We start from the raw sequence: 21,737 nt of genomic DNA on the forward strand, positions 1-21,737 counted from the left end.
GGCATGAACCTGTGTCGCTTCTTCATCCTGCGTCCCGTCATGACTACGCTGCTGGCCCTGTCGCTCCTGGCAGCAGGCGCGGTCTGTTATCCACATATGCCGGTGGCGGACATGCCGAATGTCGGCGCCTCCACCATCAGCGTCAGCGTCAGGGAACCGGGCGCCACGCCGCAGCAGATGGCCACGAACATCGTCTCCGTGCTCGAACGCCATCTGACGAGCATCGCCGGCGTCAAGCTGATGGAATCGGAGAGCGACAGCGGCGAAGGATTTATCCGGATCGATTTCGTCGCTTCCCGCAACATCGACGGCGCGCTCCGCGACGTGCAGGCGGCCCTGCGCGCGGCCCGGACCGACCTGCCGAACGGCATGTTGCAGTCCGATCCCGAGGCGTTCAAGGAAGATCCCACGGCCAGTCCCGTCTATATCGTCTCCCTGACGTCCAGGGTCCTGCCGATCGCCAAGGTGTTCGACATTGCGGAAACGCGGGTGAAGCCGCTGCTCTCGGAGGTTTCCGGCGTCGGGCAGGTCGAGGTGTTCGGCGCCTCCCACCCGGCGGTCCGGGTTGAGATCAATCCCCATGCGCTGTTCAAATGGGGCATCGGCTTCGAGGATGTGCGTCAGGCGCTGGCCTCCGCCAATGCCAATACGCCCAAGGGGTTCATCGACGCGGGCGGTCAGCGCCTGACGCTCGCGGTGAACGACCAGGCGGACAGGGCCGAGCAGTATCGCGATCTGATCATCGGGTATCGGCAGAATGCGCCGGTGCGGCTGGCGGATGTCGCGACGGTGTATGACGGTGTCCAGAACCCTTACGCGGGGGGGTATTACAACACGCATCGGGCGATCACGCTGCTGGTTCATGCCCAGCCCAAGGCGAATACGGTCGCCATCGTGGACGGGTTGAGGAAGCATATGGACTTCCTGCGCGCCGCCTTGCCGCCCGGCGTGGAACTGCATGTCATGATGGACCTGTCCAACTCCATCCGCGCGTCCCTGGCCGATACGCAGGTGACGCTCCTGATCTCGATCATTCTGGTGATCGGCGTCATCTTCGCTTTCCTGCGCCGTGCGCGCTCCACCGTCATCCCGGCCGTCACCGTGCCGATCGCCCTCGTCGGCGCGATCGCCCTGATGAAAATGTGCGGCTTCTCGCTCGATATTCTCTCGCTGATGGCGCTGACGATCGCGGTCGGGTTCGTGGTGGATGACGCTATCGTCGTGGTGGAGAACATCGCCCGCCATATGGAACAGGGCATGAGTCGGCGGGAGGCCGCGCTGAAGGGTTCTGGCGAAATCGGCTTCACCATCCTGTCCATCACCGCCTCCCTCGCCGCCGTTCTGATGCCGCTCATGTTTCTGCCGGGGGAGGTCGGGGCGATCTTCTTCGAATTTTCCATGACGATTGTGGGGACAATCGCCATCTCTCTTTTCCTGTCGCTCACGCTCACGCCGATGATGTGCGCCAACTGGCTGGAGATCGATGACGGGCATGAAAAACGCGGTCGCGTTTCCGCTGCGGTCGCCCATGTGATCGACGGGGCGCTGGCGCGGGTGCACCGCGTCTACGATCGCACGCTGAGCTGGGGATTGCGGAACCATGTGCTCATCGCATTGACCCTGCCGCTGAGTCTCGTCGTGCTGGTGACGGCTATCGTGCTCATGCCCAAGGCGGGTGTGCCGGCGGAGGACATCTCCCTGCTGCTGGGGTCGCTCGGCGTCGATGAGGTGTCCTCCTTCAAGGTGATCTCCACACGCTTGCGGCAGGTGGACGCGGCGATGATGAGCGATCCGGATATCGTCGGGATCGAGAGCTGGAACAATTCCGATTCGGACGCGGAGGTTTTCGCTGTCCTGCGTGACAAATGGCTGCGCCCGCCGGACAAGGTCGTCGCCGAGCGCATCAAGAAAATGGTGGCGGATCTTCCCGGGGTCAGGTTCTCGCTTTTCTCGGCCGGCGATCCGAATGGCGGTGGCGGACAGCGTCGGACCGGCACGTATCGCTATGTCCTGCACGGTCAGGACGAGCAGGAGCTTTATGCGTATATCCCGAGGCTCGTGACGGCGCTCCGCAAGGACAGGTCGGTCATCACCGACGTGACGACGAATTTCGAGGGGCATGGGGCTGCGGTTCACGTGCGCTTCGACCGCGATCTGGCCGCGCGCTATCTCGTCACGCCCCAGCTTGTCGCCAACGCCTTGTATGACGCTTATGGCCAGACCATCGTCTCGCGAATCCACACCGAGATCTCCACCCATCCCGTGGTGATGGTGGTCGCGCCGCCCTATCGCCAGTCGCCGGAGTCGTTGCGGAGTCTGTGGATTTCCACGGCGGCCGGCACGCCGTCGGGCGCCGCGCGGTCCAACCAGATCCGTGTCGTGACGAAGAATTCCGCCAGCCTGACCGGCATTGCGGCGTTGAGTGCCGCGTCTCTGCGGAATGCGATCGCCAATCAGATCACCGGCAACGGGTCGAACGGCGCGGCGGTCGCGTCGAGCGTGGAGACCATGGTGCCGCTGCTCAACGTGTCGACTCTGGAGATGCGGCCCACGCCGACGGAGATCGATCATCGCGACGGCTATATCTCGGCGGCGATCAGTTTCGATGTCGCGCCGGGCAAGACCTATGACGACGCGGCGAAATTCATCAATGCGACACTGGCGCGCACCGGAGCGCCGCTGGGCGTGACCGGCAGGCTCTCCGGTCTGGCAGGAGACACGAAGGACCTCCTGATCAACGAGTTGCTGGCTTTCGTGGCGGCCATCGCGACGATGTATATCGTGCTGGGCATTCTCTATGAGAGCCTGATCCATCCCGTCACGATTCTCTCCACATTGCCTTCCGCCGGCATAGGAGGAATTCTCGCCCTCTGGGTCTGTGGCGAGCAGTTCAGCATGATCGCCATGATCGCCATGATCCTGCTGACTGGCATGGTGAAGAAGAATGCCATTCTGGTGATCGACTTCGCGCTTCATGCCGAGAAGGATCTTGGTCTTGCCCCCAGGGACGCCATTCATCTCGCCAGCCTGACGCGCTTCCGCCCGATCCTCATGACGACGCTGGCGGCCGCCTTCGGCGCGATTCCGCTGGTGGTGAGTCATGGATACGGGTCGGAGCTGCGGCGTCCGCTCGGAATCGCCATTATCGGCGGCATGGCGGTCAGTCAGTTGCTGACCCTCTATACAACGCCGGTGATCTATCTCTACATGGACGCGGTGGGGCGGTTCGGGCTGCGTCTCTGGCGGCGTTTCGTACCCGAGACGCGCGGGCCGCGCCCGATGCCGCCAGTCATCGCCCATTGATGTCATCGCCCAGTGAAGCGCATCCGAGGATTCATGATTCGCCTGTCCCCGCACCTGTCTCTCCTCCCCGCTCTGCTGCTTTCCCCCCTGCTGCTTTTTCCCTTGACCGCGCGGGCCGATGCGCCGCTCCTGCGCGATTTTTCCGCGGTCAGCCTGTCGCCGGACGGGCATGTGCTGGCCGCGCTGGAGGGGAATGAAAGCGCCGTTCCTGGGCGTCGCGTGATCAGGCATCTGGTGCTGAGGGCGGTGTCGGGCGGAAGGGCGGTGACGGTCGCGACACCGGATTGCCCTGAGTGCGACGCGACGTCGCCCGCCTGGAGCCGGGACGGGACGCATGTGGCTTTCGTGTTGCGCAAGCATGGGGACAGTCTGCGGCGGATCATGCAGGTCGACGCGTTCGGCGGGGCGCTCACGACGCTTCTGAGCTTCGACGGAGCGGTGCAGGATCTCCGGTTCGGTCCGGACGGAACGCTCGCGGTGCTGGCCATCGCCGGGGCCAGGCGCGATCCCGGCGCGCTGGAAGCGGGCGCGCCGCAGACGGGGGAAATCGACGCGCAGGTGGATGAGCAGCGCATCGCGCTCGTGCGGAACGGGCGGCTGGACTGGCAGTCGCCCGCGGATCTTTACGTTTACGAATATGACTGGCGGCCGGGCGGCGTTGTGCCGCGTTTCGTCGGTACCGCGGCGCATGGCAACGGCGACGAGAATTGGTGGCGGGCGCGGCTTTACGGTTTCGCGAACGGCGCGGCGACCGAGCTTTACGCGCCGCCGTTGGACAAGCAGCTCGGGGAGCCGCGCGTTGCGCCGGACGGGCGGTCGGTCGCCTTTATCGGCGGGTTGATGAGCGATTTCGGCTTCTTCGGCGGCGACGTCTTCAGCCTCGACCTTGAGGCGCCCGGCGCGACGCCGCGCGATCTCACGCGTGGCCTGCCCGCGACGGTGACGGGGTTGTCCTGGTGCGGGTCCGATCTGGTAGGCGCGGGGATCGCGGGTGCGCGGACGGCGTTCTGGACGGTGGGCCGGGGTGCGCCGAAGCTGCTGGACGCGGAGGACGATCTTCTGTCCACGGGCGGGGGCGAGCCCAATTTCTCCTGCGCCGGCGCGCGGATGGCCGCGGTGCGGCAGAGCTTCACCCGGGCGCCCGCCCTCGTCGTCGGCGCGCCGGGCGCCTGGACGGTGCTCACGCATGACAATGACGCGATGCCCGCCAACGCCGTCGCGCGGAGTGTCGCCTGGCGCAGTGACGGATTTGACGTGCAGGGCTGGCTGCTGTCGCCCGTCACGCGCAAGCCGGGTGTGGAGCGGAACGGCAAGGTGCCGATGATCGTCGATATTCACGGCGGCCCGTCCAGCGCCGTGACCCCGCGCTATCTCAGGGCGCGGTCATTCAACAAATCTGTGCTCGATGCGGGGTATGATCTTTTCCTGCCCAATCCGCGCGGCAGCTACGGGCAGGGCGAGGCGTTCACCCACGCCAATCGCCGGGATTTCGGCCATGGCGACCTGCGTGACATCCTGCGCGGCGTGGACGCGGTGGAGAAGATCGCGCCCGTCGATGACTCACGCCTCGGCGTGACCGGATATTCCTATGGCGGGTTCATGACGATGTGGGCCGTCACCCAGACCGACCGCTTCAAGGCCGCCGTCGCCGGAGGCGGAATAGCGAACTGGCAGTCCTATTATGGGCAGAACGGGATCGACGGCTGGATGCCGCCCTTCTTCGGCGCGACGGTCTATGACGATCCGGCGGCGTATGCGAAATCCTCGCCCATCGTCTTCATCAAGCATGTGCGTACGCCGACCTTCATCTATGTCGGCGCGAATGACGAGGAGTGTCCGCCTGCGCAGAGCCTCGAATTCTACCATGCGCTTCGTACGTTGGGCGTCCCGACCCGACTGGTGATCTATCCGGGCGAGGGGCATGGGATTCGCAATCCCCAGCATGCGGAAGACGCGGCGGCGCGGTCGGTGGCGTGGTTCAACCAGTATTTGTCGCCATGATCGCGCGGGCTTCATGTGCTGGCGCCGTTTAATGTTTCAGCGTCATGACGTAAGGATCGTCGGGCGCGAAGGATGAGAAATGCGCCGCCTGGGGGCAGGCACGCACCACGCCGGCGACGACTTTCTGGCGGTAGGCGATGAAATCCGTCATGCGGAAGGGCTCGCGCCGCAGGCGATCCACCTCGGCTGCGTCATAGGGCCGCGCATCCTTCGGCGCGCTGCTTCCGCCGAGATTGAACACCATGTAATTGACGAGCGCCGCGAGCTGGTCGGACGGCAGATGCGCGAAGGCCACGTTGGGCAGGCGCACGAGATAGGCCCGTCCTTCCGGCGTGCAGAGGAAGTAGCCGATCTGCCCGGTCAGGTCTGGCACGATGGCGGGGCTGCTATGGCCGTGCTCGCCATGGCAGCCGCCGCACCCGAGAAGATAGCCGGTGCGTGCGGAGGCCCAATGCGTCGCCTCTCCGGGCGGAATGGCCGCGCGAACGTCCGGTGTCGGCGTCACGAGGACGCCTGCGACCGCGACGACGCCGAGCAGGGCGTGGAGGCGCGTGCGATTCCGCATCAATCCGCCGAGCCGATCAGCGCGGCCGTCGAACAATGATAACGCTGGGACGCCGTGCCGAAGCACCAGATGATGTCATTGCTGTTCTGCGGGCGATAGATCGGCAACGCCCGATCCGCCGTGTTGCATTCGCACTCGTCCGGAGCCGAGCAGGTCGTCCGGCCGCAGCAGTCGCGATAGGCGATGACATAGGACTTGCCGTCATCCGGATTGCGACAGGTGCCGATCCATGAAACGGGCGAAGGTTGCGAACCGGGCGGGCAGGAATGAATGCCGCCGCCGCAACAGCCGCAGATCACGCCGTCAATGGCGCAATGGCGCCAGTAATCGCAGCGCGTCGGGTCCTTCGTCTGGGACTTGAGTTCGAATTCCGTCAGGGGTTTCTCCGCCGCGCGGGCGACCGGGAGCGCCGGGACACTCTGCGCGACCGCCGTGGCCCCCACCGCGCCGAGCACGCTCCGGCGGGAAGAGAACCGGGCCAGGCCACGTGTGACGCTTTCGCTGAACAAATCGAAAGGGGAAGGAGATTTCATCTTGCAGGGTACCTTTCTCAAGAAGGGCGGATCAGGCGGCGGAGCGGGTCGGCGGCTCCGACAGATAGGATTGCAGCGACGCGACCTTGAGTTCTCCGGAGATCACGAGGCTTTCGAGATGTTCGCGACTGTTGACGAGCCCGCGCGCGACCAGCGTCCCGTCTTTCCCGTCAAGCAGGAAGGCGTAGGGCAGCTTGTCCACGCCGAGGATTCGGCCCAGCTCGCCGTCATTGAGGAAGGCGTCCTTCGGCTGGCCGATGCGCGCGGCGAAACGTTCCTGCCGTCCGGCGTCCTCCTCGCCCGCGAGCACCAGCGTCAGCTTCTCGGCGCGCGCGAGAGTGCGCGCGATCGGAATCAGCTTGCGGCTGATCGGGCAGCTGTCCGATACGAAGAGCAGAAGCAACGGCATGGGCCAGGAGGCGAGCGAGCGCGCCTGTCCGTCGAGCGCGTTCGCCGTCAGCGTGCCGAGCACGGCTCCCCGGGGCGGTCCGCCGGAGGTGGTCAGCGCGCCCGCCGGAATCACCCGCCGGCCGAAAGCGCGCAACCTCCGGCGCAGCATCAGCATCACCCCTCCCAGCGCCGCCGTCGCGGCATAGAGGGCGATTTCACCGGCAAGAAGAGAGGAGGGCGGGGGAGCTATCATCGCGGCCATCATCACATCCCGGCGACGACCGTCATGGGCAGGGCTGAAGCGTCGACCTCGTGCTTCACCTTGCCGCTCCCGGCGTCGAGGATCAGCAGCTTGCCGGGCGCGTGTTTCACATGGCTGACCGCGTAGATCAGCGGCGAGGCGTCCTGGGTGACGGAAATCGCCGCGACGGGCATGGGGAGGGGAAGTCGCGCGACGCGCTTGTGCGTCTGGGTGTCGAAGACCCAGATCTCCTGTCCGGGATCTTTGTGCGTCCAGTAATGACCGACATGCATCAGGACGTAGAGTTTGTGCGTCCCCGCATGGACGGCGAACGGTTCCGATCCGCCCGGCCGCCAGCCCAGCTCCTGCACGCCCCGGCCAGCGGCTTTCATTCCGGCCGCCTCGTCGAGATCCCAGGGAGACTCCGGCTTCGCGTCCGGACCGAGCTTCGTTTCGAAGACCTTGCCGTCATAGGTGATGAAATAGGCGGTGCCGCTGACGGGATCGACCGGGCTCTGCTCGAAGACCGGCGCTTCGTCGGCGTCGAAGAAGCGCGGCGTGTGCGTGACCTTCGGCGTGCCGCCGTTGAACGACACATTGGCGAGGCCGCCATCGCCGCACAGCGAGGAGAAGCCGCCCTTCGCCCATTCGAACTCCAGCGCACAGCCCGGAATATCGACATTCGTGGCGACCTTCCCGGCGTGCAGATCGACAACCGTGACGCGCGTCGTGGGCGTCATGTCGAAGATATAGGCCCAATGCCCGTCATTGCTCAGGCCGAGATCCTGATTCTTGAACACCGACAGCGCCCGGGCCGGGATCGAGATTTCCTTGGTGAGAGCCAGGGTGGAGGCGTCATAGGCCTGGAGGAAATCCTCGCGATCGCCATGATCGCCGCGTGTCCACATGGTGGTCGTGACGTAATAGGTCTTGCGATCCGGCGCGATGGCGAGGTTGGCCTCGAAGTCGCCCGGCAATGTGCCGAGAATCTTCGCCTTGTCGCCGTCATAAAGGGTGAAGGAGCCGTTCGTGGTGACGAGCGCCCAGTGTTCGCCCATGGTGGGAGGCAGTTTCTCGGTATATTCCTGCTCCGGTTCGAGCGTGTCCGCCGCGCGGGCCGGTGTCGCAAGTCCGGCCAGACAGGGCAGGACCGCGGTGAGGAGCGGCACGACGAAATTCTTCCGGTACTGACGATGCATCGAGATGGCCCTTTCCTGTTTCCTCAAACCTGACCCCGCCATGCGCGGGCCGTTACGATAGTCATGCGGCATCCCGAAGCAGGGCTTCGAGATGCGCGCCGTTATTCACGAGGCCGCGCGCCGCCAGCGTGCCGCGATCGTCGATGACGGCGGCATAGGGAAGGCGATCGATCTGCAACACGAGCCCCAGCTCCGCCGCGGCTGTGAGCGGCGCGCGGCCGCGAATCTGGGTCTTGGCGAATTCCGCGAGTTCGGGCGCCGGGCCGTCCCCCACCACGACCAGCTCCGCCGCGCCCGATTCGCCGAGATCCAGCGCCGAGGGCAGAACCCGCTTGCAGATCGGGCAATCCGGGGCGACGAACAGCAGCAACTGCCGGCGTCCGGGGGCAAGCGGCTCGCCGATCCGCACGGGCGGGCCGCCGATGCCTTGCAGCGTCATGCGCGGCAAGGCATGGCCGGGCTTCACCGCCGGCTCCTTGTCGCTCGTGTCGAGCGGCATGAGGCGTTCGTGCAGCACGCCGACCTGGCGCGCGAGCGCCAGCAGCACGACGCCGAATCCCAGCAGGATCACCACCAGCACGCATTGCGAAATCAGAAGCGCAAGAAACATTCAGGTCATTTCCTCAACGAAACGATGCGCCCGCAGCCGCAAGGCGGCCAGAACGATCAGCCAGAGCGCCGCGCCGGCCATGCGAGGCACGAAGGCGGCGTGATCGGGGTGGTGCCAGGCCGTCAGATCGAGAAGGCCTGCGACCACGGCGAGCAGGGCGGCGCGCCCCGCGACGGTCCAGGACAGGCGCTCCTCGCTGCCGTTCAGGCCACAGCCGCATTTGATGTGGCGCCGTCCGCGCAGGAGGTTCGTCACGATGGCGAGGGTGAACAGCGTGAACAGCGCGCAGCCGCCCCAGCCTGCGCCAAAGCAGCCGGACAGCAGGCCTAGCCCGAGCAGGATCTCGCCGGCCGTCAGAAGCCACGCCGCCGCCGCGAAGACGGGATAGGGCGCGTTGCGCGGCAGAATCCGATAGGCCGCGATGGTGCCGAGAAGATCCCGCTGGCTGAATGCCTTGCCGAGACCGCTGGTCAGCAGCAACGCGCCGAGCACGCCTTCCGCCACGGCGTGGAATGAGGTAACGCCGGTATCAAGCACCTGGACGCTCTCCCTGTTCATCGTTCATTCGAAACATTCCACAGTCGTGAAGTATGGCCATCATGCCTCGTGGGTTGTCGCGCATCAATAGGATGCCTTGATCGTGCCGAAATATTCACGCGGGGAGCCGCGTTCCGTGGATTGGTAATCGCCGATCGCAGCGAAGCCGTTTTCGCCCATCATCGCAATATATTTCGCGTTGAAGAGGTTATAGACCATGAACGTCGCCTTGACGCCCTTCAGGGGCCCGACATCGCCGAAGATGTAGCTGGCGCCCAGATTGGCCAGCCAGTAGGACGGTACGTAGAGGTCGTTCATCTGGGTGAACGGGCGTTTGGCGTAATAATTCACGTCCAGCCAGGTCGAGGCGTGGCGCCACGAATAGGTCAGGTTCATCTTGTACATCACCGACGGATAGCCCGTCAGCTTCTTGCCCCTGAGGCTGCCGCATCCCGCGGCGATCGGGTTGCCGTCGGGATCGACCGTGTCGCCCCAGCAGAGTTGCGCGTTCGAATCATAGACAAAATGATTGTAGCTGACGGAATTCGTGAAGGAGAGGCCGCGGATCGGCACGATCGTCGCAACCGCGTCCATGCCCCACATCGTCGCCCGATGGGTGTTGAGAGTCGTGGCGCCGCTCGCGCCGCTGCCGATGGAGCCCGAGGACAGTGAAAGCAGGCGGTTGTGATCGTCGACGTGATAGCCGTCGATACCAGCCGTCAGGAAGTGAGACGCATAGCGGTAGCCCAGCACATAGGCGAATGTCCGCTCCGGAACCGTGTTCTTCTTGAAGGCGTCGAAGAGTTGCTGGTTCTGGACGCCCCAGGGGGAGGCGCTTCCGTGCGCGCCGCCGATGAAGGGGCGATAGTTCTCCGCGAAGTCGAAATAAAGTTCATGGTGCGGCAGGAAGTGCCAGTCGAGATTGACGGCGGGGAGGAACCCTTCGCCGACTGTGATCGAGCCATAAGGCCCCTGATTCGTCTGTGCCGAATAATCTGAATTGGTATTGTAATACGTGTTGCCGCCGGACGTTTGCTGCAATATCGACTTGAAGCCGTAGGTTGCGGTCAGTGTGTCCAGAATGCGCCAGCGGTCCTGAAGATGGAACTGGAAGCTGTTGGTGTGATAGGCGTAGGCCCAGGCGGTGGCGAATGCTTTCCCGTAGATATCGTACGGGCCGACGGTCGGGACGGGCTCTCCCTGTCCGAGTTGTGGCTCGTTGTAATACACATTGCTCAGGCTGTAGACATTGTGTTGGTACCATATTCCCGCCGAAATATCATGGCGATGCATCTTGTAATCGAGGGAGGTGGTGAAACCCTCCCGCATCTCATGACTCGGCCAGACTTCTTCCGACAGCGGCACCTGGCCCGAGACGTAATTATAGTTTCCGGAACCGTCGGCCGGACAGGTTCCGGCGGCGCTGGTGCCGGGCGAGCAAATTCCCGGCGCGTTGTAGGTGCCGAAGGAAATATCGCGGTGAGCATAGAGAATGGTCTGCCATTTCAGGCGGTCGGTCAGTGTGATGTCGAAATTGAGGCCGCCGAGATCGTCGGTCGTGTTCTGGCCGCCGTCATAGATCTGCGTATAGCTCCCGCTTTGCAGATTGCTCCAGTTGGCGGGATAATTCCCCTCCGCATATTGGAAGGCGAGCGGATAGTTCGGCGCCAGCCATTCCGTGCGCCAGCCGTTGAGCTTGTATTGGCCGAGCGTCCTGTCCGAGTAACCGTACACCGCCGCATCGTTCCATGAAAAGAACGCCGTCATCCTGCTCTGCTCGCGGATGGGCTGGACGAGCTTGGCGTTGACGGACTGCATGAAGCCCGGCGTGGAGGAATCGAATTTCTTTTCGTAGGAACGTCCATAGGCGACATAGAAGCGCGTGCCGGTGCTGTTGAGTTCCCCGCTGTCAAGCCGGACATAGGTGCGTTTCATCGCATAGCTGCCGAATCCCTGTGAAACGGTGGCGCCCGCTTTCTTCCTGGGGTCGGAGGTGAAGAACTGCATCGAACCGCCGAGATTGGTGTTCGACGCCTGGTCGAGCGCGCCGCCGCCCTGTGAAACGCTGACGCGTGTGATGTCTTCGGACATCCAGGCGTTGTTGATGTTCAGACCATTGGGGTTGTTATAGGTCTGGTCGTTCAGGGGAACGCCGTCGATCGACATGGCAAGCTGGTCCATGAAGAAGCCGCGCATGTAGACGCTCGCTCCCCAGGTATCCACGCCCAGCGGGTCGGTGGAACTGTAGCTGACGCCCGGAAGCTGGCCGACCGCCTTCAGCACGTTCTGGCCGGAAACCTGCTGGGCGAGTTCCCTGATGCCGATGGTCGTTTCACTGTTCTGTGACACCGTCCGCCGCGTCGCGATCACATCCATGGATTCCGAGCCGCCGGCGACGCTCTTTTTCCGCGCGGGAGGGTGATTTCGGGCCTGCGCCGTCGGGTTCGCCGTGGCGGCCGGCGCTGTCCTGGCGTGGCCTTTCGCCGTCCCGCTATTATGGGGCCTTCTGTGCGTTTGGGCGTCGGACGGGGAGGCCATAATGATGGCCGGCCCCACGACGAAGGAGAGCAACAGGGCATTTCTGCGATGCCCGGCGGCCGTTGCGGAGCGGGAGGATGAAATGACTGGTTTCAATCAAAAACGCTCCCTGGCCAAGGTCAGAAACGATTCGCAATCAGAATGATACATCATGAATATTATAACGCAATAGAAATAATATGGCGCGCGGTTCCGGGGAAAGTCTGACGGTCTGGAATGCGATTTCAGGGATGCCGCCGGAGGGGGGATGCCGTTCCCGATGTTCACGCCGGCATGATGCTGCCGCGAGGCGCAGTTCGCCCGCGGCGCTACGAATGCGCGCGCGGGAGCCTTCGTTCAGGCGGTGGAGTTTCGGGAGTTCTACAGCTTGGCTGGGGCGGGAGGATTCGAACCTCCGCATGGCGGAATCAAAATCCGCTGCCTTGCCGCTTGGCTACGCCCCAACTGTGGGAATGGCTTTTAGAGATGTGCGGCGCGTGCGTAAAGCGGCCTTGTGACGGTCATGCGCGTCACGTCACTTCATCGCAAGATCGGGAAGCGGGGCGGATGCGGTGGGATGGTCGGCACGCGAGGGCTTCAGCATCCCCAGCCGCTCGGCGCGGTCGAGTCCGCGATCCAGCGCGGACATGGTCGCGGCGAGGTCGTCGCTTTCGTCCTTCTCCCAGGCGCGCAGCGTGCCGGCCCAGAGGGCGGCCAGCGCGTGGAGGCGCAGGAGCCCCGCCGGACCATCGAGATCGAGCCCCGCGGCCTCGGCCAGCCAGCGCAGGGCGTTCATCGTCGTGCCGGCCAGCAGCGCGGCCAAAGGGAGATCGAAAGGCAGCGCATGCAGCGCGGCGCGCACGCCCTCGCGATATTGCTGAAACACGTCGAGGCGACGCATCAGCATGTCGAAAAGTCGCTCACGGACCGAACTGCCCATGCCGTCGTCGCGCAGGGCGGAATCGTCGGCGATTCGGCCGAGATGGAACAACACGCTGTGACGGAAGGGAAAACGCGCACGCACTGCGTCGACCGGCAGTCCCGCCTCGCGCGCGGCCTCGACGAGAGAAAGCCGGCTCCATCCGTCCCGGGCGGCCAGGGTCATCGCACTCTGGAGGAGGGCCGTGTCGAAGGCTTCCTGATCCGGTTCGGAGGAAAAATCGAAGGACGGTTGGGTCACGCCGGGATTCCGATCAAAGAGGGTTCCGATCTAGCGAGCGAGTTCCGCGGCGCGCGCGGTGGCGGCGGCGATGGCACGGGCGAGGCTGTCCGGCCATGCGTCCGGCTGCATCAGGACGTTCAACGCCGCAGCCGTCGTGCCGTTCGGGCTGGTGACGTTCCGGCGCAATGTGGCGGCATCGGTCGCCGAGGCGTCGAGGACCGCGCCCGCGCCCGCAACCGTGCCGCGCGCGAGCAATCGGGCCGTGTCGGGCGGCAGGCCGTGCGTGACGCCGATCTGTTCCAGCAGCTCGGCCAGCAGATAGACATAGGCCGGGCCGGAACCCGAGAGAGCGGTGACGAGATCGAGTTGCTCTTCCCGCTCCACCCAGGCGACCTGGCCGACCGCGCGCATCAATGCTTCGGCCTGCATGGTCCGGACGAGGCCGATCTCCGGCTCGGCATAGACGCCGGTCACGCCGCGTCCGATGGATGACGGCATGTTGGGCATGGCGCGGATGACCGGCGCGTCGTGCCCGGCGGCCCGGGCGGCGGCACGCAGCCCCCCGCAGCGGCGTCCTGCCATGACGGAGAGGAGTGTCGCGCCTTCCAGCCAGGGGGCGACGGCGGCGACGGCCTGCTCCGCTCCTCCCGGCTTGACCGCGAGCACGACGAATTCCGGGCGGAACCCGGCCGGAATCTCCTCGGGCGTGCGGGCGACCCGGTGAGGCGGCGCGGGCGATGCACAGTGCCGGTCCAGAATGACCGAGGGCGCGATATCCGACCGTTCCCACCCCGACCAGAGCGCGCCGCCCATGTTCCCGCATCCGACGAGAAGGACCTGGGGGAGGAGAGTCTCGCTCATGCCGTCCGCCTAGGCCTCCCCCGCGCAATCGAGCATGGCGGCCTCCAGCGCCTCGGCGGGCGTCTTGCCGCCCCAGAGCGTGAACTGGAAGGCGGGATAGAAGCGCTCGCATTCGGTGAGCGCGATGTCGATCATGTCCTCCATGCTTTCCGCCGCCAGCATCGTGCCGCCGCGCAGGAGAACGGCGTGACGGAAGACGAGCATGCCGAAATCGAGATCGAGGCTGAAATGGCCGATCCAGAGCCGGTCATTGGCGAGGGCGATGAGCTCATAGAGCGAGCGCCTGCGATTGGCCGGGGTCTTCAGGTCGAAGGTGCAGGTGAACTGCATGGCCGCGATTTCCTGCGACCATGAGAAATAGAGCCCGTAATCGCACCATTTGCCGGGCGCTTCGGCCGCCATTTCGTGGTCGTTGCGTCGGTCGAAGGCCCATTCATAGCCATTGACGATCTGTTCCATCAGATCAAGCGGATTGGCTTCCTGGATCGAGGGGGATGAGGAGGAAACGGCGGGCATGTCATACTCCCTGAACCGTGGACGCAGGCCCGGCATCATGACGCCGGGCGGCGCGCCTGATGTCTGTAGCGACGTGCGGCAAAGCGCACGGCACCACGTTAGGTAAGTCATTGCCGCTCCGCAAGTATCGCGCGGAGAAATTGCCAAGCGGCGGGCCACCTACTCCGGCGTGCCGATTTCGAGTGCCGTCACGCGCTCCTCCAGCCGGGCGAGGCGGGCTTCGGCGGCGTCGAGTTCGAGCCGGGCGCGGGCCGCCACGTCGCGGACCACGTCGAGCTCCTCGCGGCGCACGAGATCGAGCGCGGCCAGCGTTTCATCGACGCGGGATCGGACGATGGCGTGGAGCTCCTCGCGCAGCCCGGAGAGGGCGGAGAACGCGCCCCCGGCTACTCCTGCGAGATCGTCAAAGAAACGGGGCCGGTCCGGCATGGTGACGTTCTCCCTGTGTGGCGGCGCGGGCGGAGTGCGCGCGTCGCGTCCCTGCGGGTTGTCATAGGCGCGATCCTGTCCCCGGGTCCAGTATCAGGGGAGAGGTTTCCGAAATCCCGCGCGCGCATCGCGAAGCGCGCGCTTGGAGCAAACGCGAACGCATCCTATACAGCGTCTATGATTATCGTCACCGGCGGCGCCGGGTTCATCGGGTCCTGTCTTCACGCGGCGCTGAAGGCGCGGGGCGAACGCACCGCCGTGGTCGACCGCCTGCGCGACGGCGGGAAATGGCGCAATCTCGCCCGCGCCGCGCCCGACAGGCTGGTGGCGCCGGAGGATCTGGACGCGTTGCTCGCGGCGGCGCCCGATGTGCGGGCGGTGTTTCACATGGGTGCGATCAGCGCGACCACCGCGCGGGACGGCGATCTGGTCTGGCGCACGAATGTCGATCTGTCCGAAAAGCTGATGCGCTGGTGCGCGGAGAGGGGGGTGCGGTTCATCTACGCCTCCTCGGCGGCGACCTACGGCGCGGCGGACCGTCCGGAGCAGTTCTCCGACGCGCCGGACGGACTCGACGCGCTCCGGCCGCTCAATCTCTATGGCTGGTCCAAGCAGGTCTTCGACCAGCATGTGCTGTCCGCGCTCGGCCGGGCGGAGGCGATGCCGCCGCAATGGGCCGGGCTGAAATTCTTCAACGTCTATGGGCCGAACGAATATCACAAGGGCGGGATGATCTCCGTCGTGAAAGTTAAGTATGACGAGGTGGCGCGGGGAGAACCCGCCCGGCTGTTCCGCTCTGACCGGGCGGATATTCCCGATGGCGAGCAGAAGCGGGATTTCGTCTGGGTCGGCGACGTGGTGGATGTGTTGCTCTGGCTCTATGAGCACCCGCGTGTTTCCGGCCTGTTCAATCTCGGGACGGGGACGGCGCGGAGCTATCTCGACCTGGCCCATGCGGTCTGCGACGCGGCGGGACGCCCGCGCGCGGTGGAGTTCATCGACATGCCCGAGGCGTTGCGGGGCCAGTACCAGTGCTTCACCTGCGCCGATCTGACGCGCCTGCGCGCCGCCGGGTACGAGCGGCCCTTCACCTCGCTTGAGGAGGGAGTCGCCGCCTATGTGCGGGAGTATCTCGCCACCGATGATCCGTTTTTCCGCTATCCGGGATTGAACGCATGACCGCCGCGTTTTTACTGCCCTTTCCGCAATTCGATCCTGTCGCCATCCATCTCGGGCCGTTTGGCATCCGCTGGTATGCGCTGGCCTATATCGTTTCGCTGGTCGCCGGATGGCTGATCGCGCGACGGCTGTGCACGCTGAAGCCCGTGGTGGCGACGCAGGTCCAGGTGGACGACTTCGCCTCCTGGGCCATTCTCGGCGTCGTTCTGGGCGGGAGGCTGGGCTATGTCCTCTTCTATCGTCCGGATTTCTATCTGACGCATCCGCTGGAAATCCTGCGCGTGTGGCAGGGCGGCATGTCCTTCCATGGCGGGGCGCTGGGCGTCATCGTGGCGCTGGTGCTGTTCAGCCGGGCGCAGAAGCTGAATTTCCTGGCGTTTTCCGACCGGATCACGGCGATCGTGCCGCTGGGGCTGGGGATCGGGCGGTGCGCGAATTTCGTGAATGGCGAGTTGTGGGGGCGTCCCGCCCCGGCGGATCTGCCATGGGCCATGGTGTTCCCGCGCGGAGGGCCGATTCCCCGTCATCCTTCGGAACTGTACGAGGCGCTGACGGAGGGCGTGCTGCTGCTCTGCGTGACGCTCTTCGCCGTCAGCCGGCCCTGGGTGCGGGAGCGGCCGGGCTTCGGCGCCGGGCTGTTCCTGTTCGGGTACGCCGTGGCGCGCAGCTTCTGCGAATTCTTCCGCGAGCCGGACAGTTTTCTCGGCTTCCTGCCCTTCGGTACGACGATGGGGCAGGTTCTGTGCATTCCCATGGCCTTCGTCGGGATCGGGCTGATGATCTGGGCGGTGCGGCATCCGCGTCTGGCGGCCGCTCATGGCTGAGGGGCCCCGGGGATGGTTCATGCGCGGGGAGGCGCTGGGCGATGTGGCGCACGGGTTCTTCACCCGGCGCGGTGGGGTGTCGCAGGGGCCTTATGCCAGCCTGAACTGCTCCATTTCCTCACAGGACCGGGTGGAGGACGTGGCGGCGAACCGGGCGCGCGTCGCGGCCGCGCTGGGCGTGGAGCCCGGGGCGCTGCTCGGGCTGACGCAGGTGCATTCGGCCGATGTCGTGGTGCTTCGCCGGGGCGCGGCGCACTGGCGCAGCGGGCGCGGACCGCAGGGCGACGCGCTGGTGACGGATGATCCGGCGCTGGCCATCGGGGTGGTGACGGCGGATTGCGCCCCGGTGCTGTTCGCGGCGGAAGGGGGCCGAGGGGAGGGTCTGGTGGTCGGCGCGGCGCATGCGGGCTGGCGCGGCGCATGCGGCGGCGTACTGGAGGCGACGGTCGCGGCGATGCGCGACCTTGGCGCGCGGGAGATCGCGGCGGTGGTCGGGCCCTGCATCGGCCCGTCGGTGTATGAGGTGGGAGAGGACATGCGCCGGGCGGCGCTGGCGCTTGATCCTCAGGGCGCGTCCTGTTTCGGCCCGGCGACGCGGCACGGTCACTTTCTCTTCGATCTGCCCGGCTATGTGCTCGGGCGTCTGCGGCGCGCGGGGCTGAGGCGGATCGGCGCGGTGGGGCTGGACACGCTGCGCGATCCCGGCCGGTTCTTCAGCCACCGGCGGCGGGTTCTGGCCGGCGGCGGGGTGATCGGCCATCAGATTTCTGCGATTCGCGCGCGATGGAGATGAAAAGGAGCCGGGCAAGACGGATGACGCGGCGGGGCCTTCCCCTGCTCCTGCTTCTGCCGTGGGCGCTGACGTTGGGCGGGTGTTTCGACATGCCGCATCCCTTCGCCGATCCGGGGAACGAGGCGCGGCGGCTGGTGAGGAGCAACGCGCCGCCTGCCCGGCTGGCCGTGCCCGCGCCGACCGGCGCGCTATTGAACGACAGGGCGGCGGCCCTCTGGTCGCACGACATGGCGCAGGCCATGCTCGGCCAGTCGGTCCCCGCCGAGGCGCAGGCCGTTCGTCCCGGCGACTGGTGGCTGAAACTGACCGCGACGCGGCAGGGCGAGAACGTGATCCCGCATTTTGTCGTCATCACGCCCAAAGGCCAGGAGCGGGGCCATGCGGACGGCCCGCTCTTGCCCGCGGCGCCCTGGATCGCGGGAGATCCCGCCGTGCTGGCGGCAAATGCGCAGGCGGTGGCGCCGCAGGTCGCGGCGACGCTGACGGGGATTCAGGCCGCGATGATGGCGGCGGACCCGAACAGTCTGATGCGTCGTCCGGCGCGGGTCTGGTTCGCCGGAGTCACCGGCGCGCCGGGGGATGGGAATGTCGCGCTGGCGCAGGCTTTCGTGACCTCCTTCCCCGACCCGAGGGACATGCTGGCCAGGGAACCGAAGGGGGCGGACTACACCGTGCGCTGCGTCGTCACCCTCGCCGACGAACCGGCCGGGACGACGGGCCATCCCCAGCAGCGGATCGAACTGGCCTGGCATGTCGTGGCGGCGGACGGGAAGGAAGCGGGCGCCGCCACGCAGTTGCATGAGATCGACGCCCATTCGCTCGATCACGCCTGGGGCGATGTGGCGGCGGTCGCGGCGGCGGAAGCCGCCGGGGGCGTGCGGCAGATCATTTCCGGCTATTCGGGACGCGATCACAAGCCCGCGCCGCAGGGGTCATGACCATGACAACGCGTCAGAGCATGGCCGGGCTGCAACAACGCCTTCACAATCGCATCACGCGGGCGGTGACTCCGGGGGGCAGGGTTGCTAGAAGGCCGCCAGATCATGGCCGCCTCCACGTGGCCCAGCCTCCCGCACCGGAGCCCGTCCGATGAAGATCGTAGCCTGTAACAGCAATCCGGCCCTGGCGAACGAGGTGGCGCAGGAATTGCACCTGCCGCTCTGCAACGCGTCGGTGCGCCGCTTCGCCGATGCGGAGATCTTCGTCGAAATCCATGAGAACGTGCGCGGCGAGGATGTGTTCGTCATCCAGAGCACCTGCGCGCCGACGAACGACAATCTCATGGAGCTGCTCATCATGCTCGACGCGCTGCGGCGCGGCTCGGCGCGGCGCATCACGGCGGTGATGCCATATTTCGGCTATGCGCGGCAGGACCGCAAATCCGGGCCGCGCACCCCGATCAGCGCCAAGCTGGTGGCGAATCTGCTGGTCGAGGCCGGGGCGAACCGCATTCTGACGATGGATCTGCATGCGATGCAGATCCAGGGCTTCTTCGATATTCCCGTCGATAATCTCTATGCCGCCCCGTTGTTCAAGCGCGATATCCTGGCGCGGCATCCGGAGCGGGATATCATGATCGTCTCGCCCGATGTCGGGGGGGTGATCCGCGCGCGTCAGCTCGCCACGCGGCTGGACAACACGGATCTCGCCATCATCGACAAGCGGCGCGAGCGGGCGGGTGTCTCGGAAGTGATGAACGTCATCGGCGATGTGACGGGACGATATTGCATTCTGGTGGATGATATCGTCGATAGCGGCGGATCGCTCTGCAACGCGGCGGACGCTCTGGTGAAAAACGGCGCGGCGGGGGTGGAGGCCTATGTCACCCACGGCGTGCTGACCGGCAATGCGCTGGAGCGGATCGCCGCCTCGCCGCTGACCATGCTCACGCTGACGGATTCGATTCCCGCGCGGCCGGGAATGGAGTCCGTGCCCAATATCCGTCAGATCAGCACGGCCAATCTGCTTGCGCGCGCGATGAGCGCGGTCGCGGATGAAAGTTCGGTCTCCTCGCTGTTCGACTAAATCCTTCCGGAGCGTTCCCGCATGCTGCTTGCCCGCCCCTATTGGTATCTGCGTCACGGTCAGACCGACTGGAACGCGCGTGATCTGTCGCAAGGACGGACGGACGTGCCGCTCAACGCCACGGGGGAGGCGCAGGCCGTCGCCGCCGCGCAGCGCGTGGCGCGGCACTGGCGCGACGGGGCGACGCCGATCGCGCGCATCGTCTCGTCCCCGCTGTCCCGTGCGCTGCGGACGGCGGAGGAAGCGCGGGACGCCATCGCGCGGGCGAGCGGGGTGGTGCTGCCTCTGACGACCGACGACGATCTCATCGAGGTGTGTTTCGGCGTGCAGGAAGGCGAGCCGATGGGCACGTGGTACGATCCCTGGATCGCGGGGGAATTCACACCCGAGGGTGCGGAGCGGTTCGCCGATCTGCGCATGCGCGTGGTGCGCGCCGTGAATCGTGCGCTGGAGGCGGGCGAGGGTTTGCCGCTGATCGTCGCCCATGGCGGGGTGTTCCGCTCGCTCCGTTCAGCCATGGGAATGGCGCCGAACGTGCGTCTGGCGAACGCGGTGCCGCTCTATCTCACCCCGGCGTCGCCGGAATGGACCATGACGGTTTACGAGGAATAATCCCCTCCGACCCGGTTCCGCCAGCGGGCTCGTCCGCTTGTTCCGGGGAAGCCCGACATGCAGTCCGGGGCATGGCGGACGCGAGGAACGCCTTGCGCGCCCGTCCGTTTTCCGCTATGGCGCGCGCTTCGCGTCGGCACCCCTGGAGGCTGGCGCGCAACCGTTTCAGGAGCATGAAGTGACCCAACTGACGACTCTCGAAGTCTCGACGCGCGCGAAGGCTGGTAAGGGGGCAGCGCGCGCGGTGAGGCGTGCCGGTCTCGTTCCCGGCGTGATCTATGGCGGCAAGCAGGAGCCTGCCCTCATTCAGATCGACCCCCGCGTGATCATGAAGGAAATGCATCGCGGCGGTTGGCGTTCGCGCCTCTATAGCCTGCCGCTCGACGGTCAGGCCATCCGCGCCGTCATGCGCGAGGTGCAGCTTCATCCGGTGAGCGACACGCCGATCCATATCGACTTCCAGCGCCTTGCGGCTGGCGAGCGCGTGCATGTCACGGTCGCCGTGCATGTCGTCGGCGAGGACAAGGCCCCCGGCATCAAGCGGGGCGGCGTGCTGAACGTCGTGCGGCACTCGATCGAGGTGCTGGCCGATGTGGACCACATTCCCGAGAGCTTCACGGTCGACGTGTCCACCCTCGACATTCATGACAATGTGCGCTGGGACGATCTGACGGGTACGGAGCATGTCGTGCCGACGATCCAGATCCCGAACTTCGTGATCGCGACCGTCGCGCCGCCGACCGTCGATGCCGAGATGGTCGCCGAGGAAGAGGCCAAGGCCGCGGCGGCGGCGGAAGCCGCGGGCGGCAAGAAGAAGTAAGACCGGACTGCTATGGCGGCGCTGCTGCTCTGGGTCGGGCTGGGGAATCCCGAGCCCGGGATGCGGCGGCAGCGCCACAATATCGGGTTCATGGCGGTCGATCGGATCGCCGCGCGCCACGGTTTCTCGCCATGGCGCAGCCGGTTCAGGGGCGAGACGGCGGAGGGCTCCATCGGCGGACAGAAGATTCTGCTCCTCAAGCCGATGACCTATATGAATCTTTCCGGCGAGAGCGTGCAGCAGGCCGCCCATTTCTTCAAGATTCCGGTGGCCGATATCACGGCCTTCCATGACGAGCTGGATCTCGCCTTTTGCAAGGTGCGCGTGAAGCGCGGCGGCGGCGCGGCGGGCCATAACGGCTTGCGCTCGATGGATAAATGCCTGGGCGATCCTAATTACCAGCGTGTGCGCCTCGGCATCGGCCATCCGGGGGCGAAGGAGCGTGTCACCGGCCATGTGCTGGGCGATTTCGCCAAATGCGAACAGGATGAGCTGGAGAGGCTGCTCGATGCGGTGGCGGACTGCGCGCCATGTCTGGCCGGGGGCGAGCCCGAGGCCTTCATGACGAAACTGGCCCTGACGAGCAGGGCATGACAAAACGGGCGGCGAGACGCGGGGAG

General features: G+C 65.8%; 21 protein-coding genes and 1 tRNA gene. 10 read left to right on the forward strand and 12 right to left on the reverse strand.

Annotated elements, in window-relative coordinates:
* The first annotated feature begins 3 nt into the window (after positions 1–3).
* Together EDC31_RS11360 and EDC31_RS11365 are read left to right on the forward strand one after the other, a co-directional pair.
* A complete protein-coding gene (locus EDC31_RS11360; RefSeq protein ID WP_042055646.1) occupies positions 4–3,303 on the forward strand; it encodes an efflux RND transporter permease subunit in 3,300 nt (1,099 codons plus the stop codon).
* 33 nt (positions 3,304–3,336) lie between these two features.
* A complete protein-coding gene (locus EDC31_RS11365) occupies positions 3,337–5,304 on the forward strand; it encodes an alpha/beta hydrolase family protein (RefSeq protein ID WP_081797383.1) in 1,968 nt (655 codons plus the stop codon).
* A gap of 28 nt (positions 5,305–5,332) precedes the next feature.
* Here the strand turns inward: EDC31_RS11365 and EDC31_RS11370 are convergent, their stop codons facing one another.
* The 12 genes from EDC31_RS11370 to EDC31_RS11425 form a co-directional block, all read right to left on the reverse strand.
* Positions 5,333–5,869, reverse strand: coding sequence for a hypothetical protein (locus EDC31_RS11370; protein ID WP_052511552.1), 537 nt, complete (start codon positions 5,867–5,869; stop codon positions 5,333–5,335).
* Positions 5,869–6,402, reverse strand: a complete 534-nt coding sequence (locus EDC31_RS11375) for a methylamine dehydrogenase light chain (RefSeq protein WP_042055648.1) — start codon at positions 6,400–6,402, stop codon at positions 5,869–5,871. Before EDC31_RS11375 ends, EDC31_RS11370 begins: the two co-directional genes overlap by 1 nt.
* Before the next feature lie 31 nt (positions 6,403–6,433).
* The gene (locus tag EDC31_RS11380; protein ID WP_042055698.1) at positions 6,434–7,045 is read right to left on the reverse strand and encodes a thioredoxin domain-containing protein; all 612 of its coding nucleotides are present in this window, start codon (positions 7,043–7,045) and stop codon (positions 6,434–6,436) included.
* Between the two features lie 11 nt (positions 7,046–7,056).
* Positions 7,057–8,232 carry an amine dehydrogenase large subunit gene (locus EDC31_RS11385; protein ID WP_042055650.1) on the reverse strand — a complete coding sequence of 392 codons (1,176 nt, stop codon included), beginning with the start codon at positions 8,230–8,232 and terminating at the stop codon, positions 7,057–7,059.
* Positions 8,233–8,293: 61 nt separating this feature from the next.
* Entirely contained in the window at positions 8,294–8,842 is a 549-nt protein-coding gene (locus EDC31_RS11390) for a thioredoxin domain-containing protein (protein WP_042055653.1), read from the reverse strand.
* The gene (locus EDC31_RS11395) at positions 8,843–9,379 is read right to left on the reverse strand and encodes a MauE/DoxX family redox-associated membrane protein (protein WP_158310290.1); all 537 of its coding nucleotides are present in this window, start codon (positions 9,377–9,379) and stop codon (positions 8,843–8,845) included.
* Positions 9,380–9,463: 84 nt separating this feature from the next.
* Positions 9,464–11,755: a TonB-dependent receptor gene (locus EDC31_RS11400; RefSeq protein WP_132127058.1), complete on the reverse strand. Its 2,292-nt coding sequence runs from the start codon at positions 11,753–11,755 to the stop codon at positions 9,464–9,466.
* A 530-nt stretch (positions 11,756–12,285) separates the two neighbouring features.
* A tRNA-Gln gene (locus EDC31_RS11405) sits at positions 12,286–12,360 on the reverse strand.
* A gap of 71 nt (positions 12,361–12,431) precedes the next feature.
* Positions 12,432–13,001 carry a TetR family transcriptional regulator gene (locus EDC31_RS11410; RefSeq protein WP_042055705.1) on the reverse strand — a complete coding sequence of 190 codons (570 nt, stop codon included), beginning with the start codon at positions 12,999–13,001 and terminating at the stop codon, positions 12,432–12,434.
* Between the two features lie 105 nt (positions 13,002–13,106).
* Positions 13,107–13,919 (reverse strand): pyrroline-5-carboxylate reductase, encoded by an 813-nt coding sequence (gene proC, locus EDC31_RS11415; protein WP_042055657.1) that lies wholly within the window; start codon positions 13,917–13,919, stop codon positions 13,107–13,109.
* 9 nt (positions 13,920–13,928) lie between these two features.
* A complete protein-coding gene (locus EDC31_RS11420) occupies positions 13,929–14,435 on the reverse strand; it encodes a type III secretion system chaperone family protein (protein ID WP_042055659.1) in 507 nt (168 codons plus the stop codon).
* A 159-nt stretch (positions 14,436–14,594) separates the two neighbouring features.
* Positions 14,595–14,864: an accessory factor UbiK family protein gene (locus EDC31_RS11425; RefSeq protein WP_042055661.1), complete on the reverse strand. Its 270-nt coding sequence runs from the start codon at positions 14,862–14,864 to the stop codon at positions 14,595–14,597.
* A 177-nt stretch (positions 14,865–15,041) separates the two neighbouring features.
* Here EDC31_RS11425 and rfaD point away from each other — a divergent pair, with 177 nt between their 5' ends.
* From rfaD to pth, 8 genes are all read left to right on the forward strand, one after another.
* Positions 15,042–16,043: an ADP-glyceromanno-heptose 6-epimerase gene (gene rfaD, locus EDC31_RS11430; protein WP_042055663.1), complete on the forward strand. Its 1,002-nt coding sequence runs from the start codon at positions 15,042–15,044 to the stop codon at positions 16,041–16,043.
* Positions 16,040–16,867 (forward strand): prolipoprotein diacylglyceryl transferase, encoded by an 828-nt coding sequence (gene lgt, locus EDC31_RS11435; protein ID WP_042055666.1) that lies wholly within the window; start codon positions 16,040–16,042, stop codon positions 16,865–16,867. Before rfaD ends, lgt begins: the two co-directional genes overlap by 4 nt.
* Positions 16,860–17,660: a polyphenol oxidase family protein gene (locus EDC31_RS11440; RefSeq protein ID WP_042055669.1), complete on the forward strand. Its 801-nt coding sequence runs from the start codon at positions 16,860–16,862 to the stop codon at positions 17,658–17,660. The genes lgt and EDC31_RS11440 overlap by 8 nt, the downstream gene beginning before the upstream one ends.
* A 20-nt stretch (positions 17,661–17,680) precedes the next feature.
* Positions 17,681–18,598 (forward strand): hypothetical protein, encoded by a 918-nt coding sequence (locus tag EDC31_RS11445; protein ID WP_042055671.1) that lies wholly within the window; start codon positions 17,681–17,683, stop codon positions 18,596–18,598.
* A gap of 151 nt (positions 18,599–18,749) precedes the next feature.
* The gene (locus EDC31_RS11450; protein ID WP_042055673.1) at positions 18,750–19,685 is read left to right on the forward strand and encodes a ribose-phosphate pyrophosphokinase; all 936 of its coding nucleotides are present in this window, start codon (positions 18,750–18,752) and stop codon (positions 19,683–19,685) included.
* Positions 19,686–19,706: 21 nt separating this feature from the next.
* Entirely contained in the window at positions 19,707–20,297 is a 591-nt protein-coding gene (locus tag EDC31_RS11455; protein ID WP_042055675.1) for a histidine phosphatase family protein, read from the forward strand.
* 178 nt (positions 20,298–20,475) lie between these two features.
* Positions 20,476–21,117, forward strand: a complete 642-nt coding sequence (locus EDC31_RS11460) for a 50S ribosomal protein L25/general stress protein Ctc (RefSeq protein ID WP_042055707.1) — start codon at positions 20,476–20,478, stop codon at positions 21,115–21,117.
* 21 nt (positions 21,118–21,138) lie between these two features.
* The gene (gene pth, locus EDC31_RS11465; RefSeq protein ID WP_042055709.1) at positions 21,139–21,711 is read left to right on the forward strand and encodes an aminoacyl-tRNA hydrolase; all 573 of its coding nucleotides are present in this window, start codon (positions 21,139–21,141) and stop codon (positions 21,709–21,711) included.
* Positions 21,712–21,737 lie beyond the last annotated feature (26 nt).

It is taken from the genome of Acidomonas methanolica (assembly GCF_004346035.1).
In the GTDB taxonomy this organism is placed as follows: Bacteria; Pseudomonadota; Alphaproteobacteria; order Acetobacterales; family Acetobacteraceae; genus Acidomonas; species Acidomonas methanolica.

What these genes read in the sequence shown, in the direction of transcription:
- EDC31_RS11450 (WP_042055673.1), top strand. Translation starts at nt 18,750, where the DNA reads ATGAAGATCGTAGCCTGTAACAGCAATCCGGCCCTGGCGAACGAGGTG.
- EDC31_RS11390 (WP_042055653.1), bottom strand. Translation starts at nt 8,842, where the DNA reads ATGTTTCTTGCGCTTCTGATTTCGCAATGCGTGCTGGTGGTGATCCTG.
- EDC31_RS11365 (WP_081797383.1), top strand. Translation starts at nt 3,337, where the DNA reads ATGATTCGCCTGTCCCCGCACCTGTCTCTCCTCCCCGCTCTGCTGCTT.
- EDC31_RS11380 (WP_042055698.1), bottom strand. Translation starts at nt 7,045, where the DNA reads ATGATAGCTCCCCCGCCCTCCTCTCTTCTTGCCGGTGAAATCGCCCTC.
- EDC31_RS11385 (WP_042055650.1), bottom strand. Translation starts at nt 8,232, where the DNA reads ATGCATCGTCAGTACCGGAAGAATTTCGTCGTGCCGCTCCTCACCGCG.
- EDC31_RS11400 (WP_132127058.1), bottom strand. Translation starts at nt 11,755, where the DNA reads ATGGATGTGATCGCGACGCGGCGGACGGTGTCACAGAACAGTGAAACG.
- EDC31_RS11370 (WP_052511552.1), bottom strand. Translation starts at nt 5,869, where the DNA reads ATGCGGAATCGCACGCGCCTCCACGCCCTGCTCGGCGTCGTCGCGGTC.
- lgt (WP_042055666.1), top strand. Translation starts at nt 16,040, where the DNA reads ATGACCGCCGCGTTTTTACTGCCCTTTCCGCAATTCGATCCTGTCGCC.
- EDC31_RS11425 (WP_042055661.1), bottom strand. Translation starts at nt 14,864, where the DNA reads ATGCCGGACCGGCCCCGTTTCTTTGACGATCTCGCAGGAGTAGCCGGG.
- EDC31_RS11455 (WP_042055675.1), top strand. Translation starts at nt 19,707, where the DNA reads ATGCTGCTTGCCCGCCCCTATTGGTATCTGCGTCACGGTCAGACCGAC.
- EDC31_RS11410 (WP_042055705.1), bottom strand. Translation starts at nt 13,001, where the DNA reads ATGACCCTGGCCGCCCGGGACGGATGGAGCCGGCTTTCTCTCGTCGAG.
- EDC31_RS11420 (WP_042055659.1), bottom strand. Translation starts at nt 14,435, where the DNA reads ATGCCCGCCGTTTCCTCCTCATCCCCCTCGATCCAGGAAGCCAATCCG.
- rfaD (WP_042055663.1), top strand. Translation starts at nt 15,042, where the DNA reads ATGATTATCGTCACCGGCGGCGCCGGGTTCATCGGGTCCTGTCTTCAC.
- proC (WP_042055657.1), bottom strand. Translation starts at nt 13,919, where the DNA reads ATGAGCGAGACTCTCCTCCCCCAGGTCCTTCTCGTCGGATGCGGGAAC.
- EDC31_RS11445 (WP_042055671.1), top strand. Translation starts at nt 17,681, where the DNA reads ATGACGCGGCGGGGCCTTCCCCTGCTCCTGCTTCTGCCGTGGGCGCTG.
- EDC31_RS11360 (WP_042055646.1), top strand. Translation starts at nt 4, where the DNA reads ATGAACCTGTGTCGCTTCTTCATCCTGCGTCCCGTCATGACTACGCTG.
- EDC31_RS11440 (WP_042055669.1), top strand. Translation starts at nt 16,860, where the DNA reads ATGGCTGAGGGGCCCCGGGGATGGTTCATGCGCGGGGAGGCGCTGGGC.
- EDC31_RS11375 (WP_042055648.1), bottom strand. Translation starts at nt 6,402, where the DNA reads ATGAAATCTCCTTCCCCTTTCGATTTGTTCAGCGAAAGCGTCACACGT.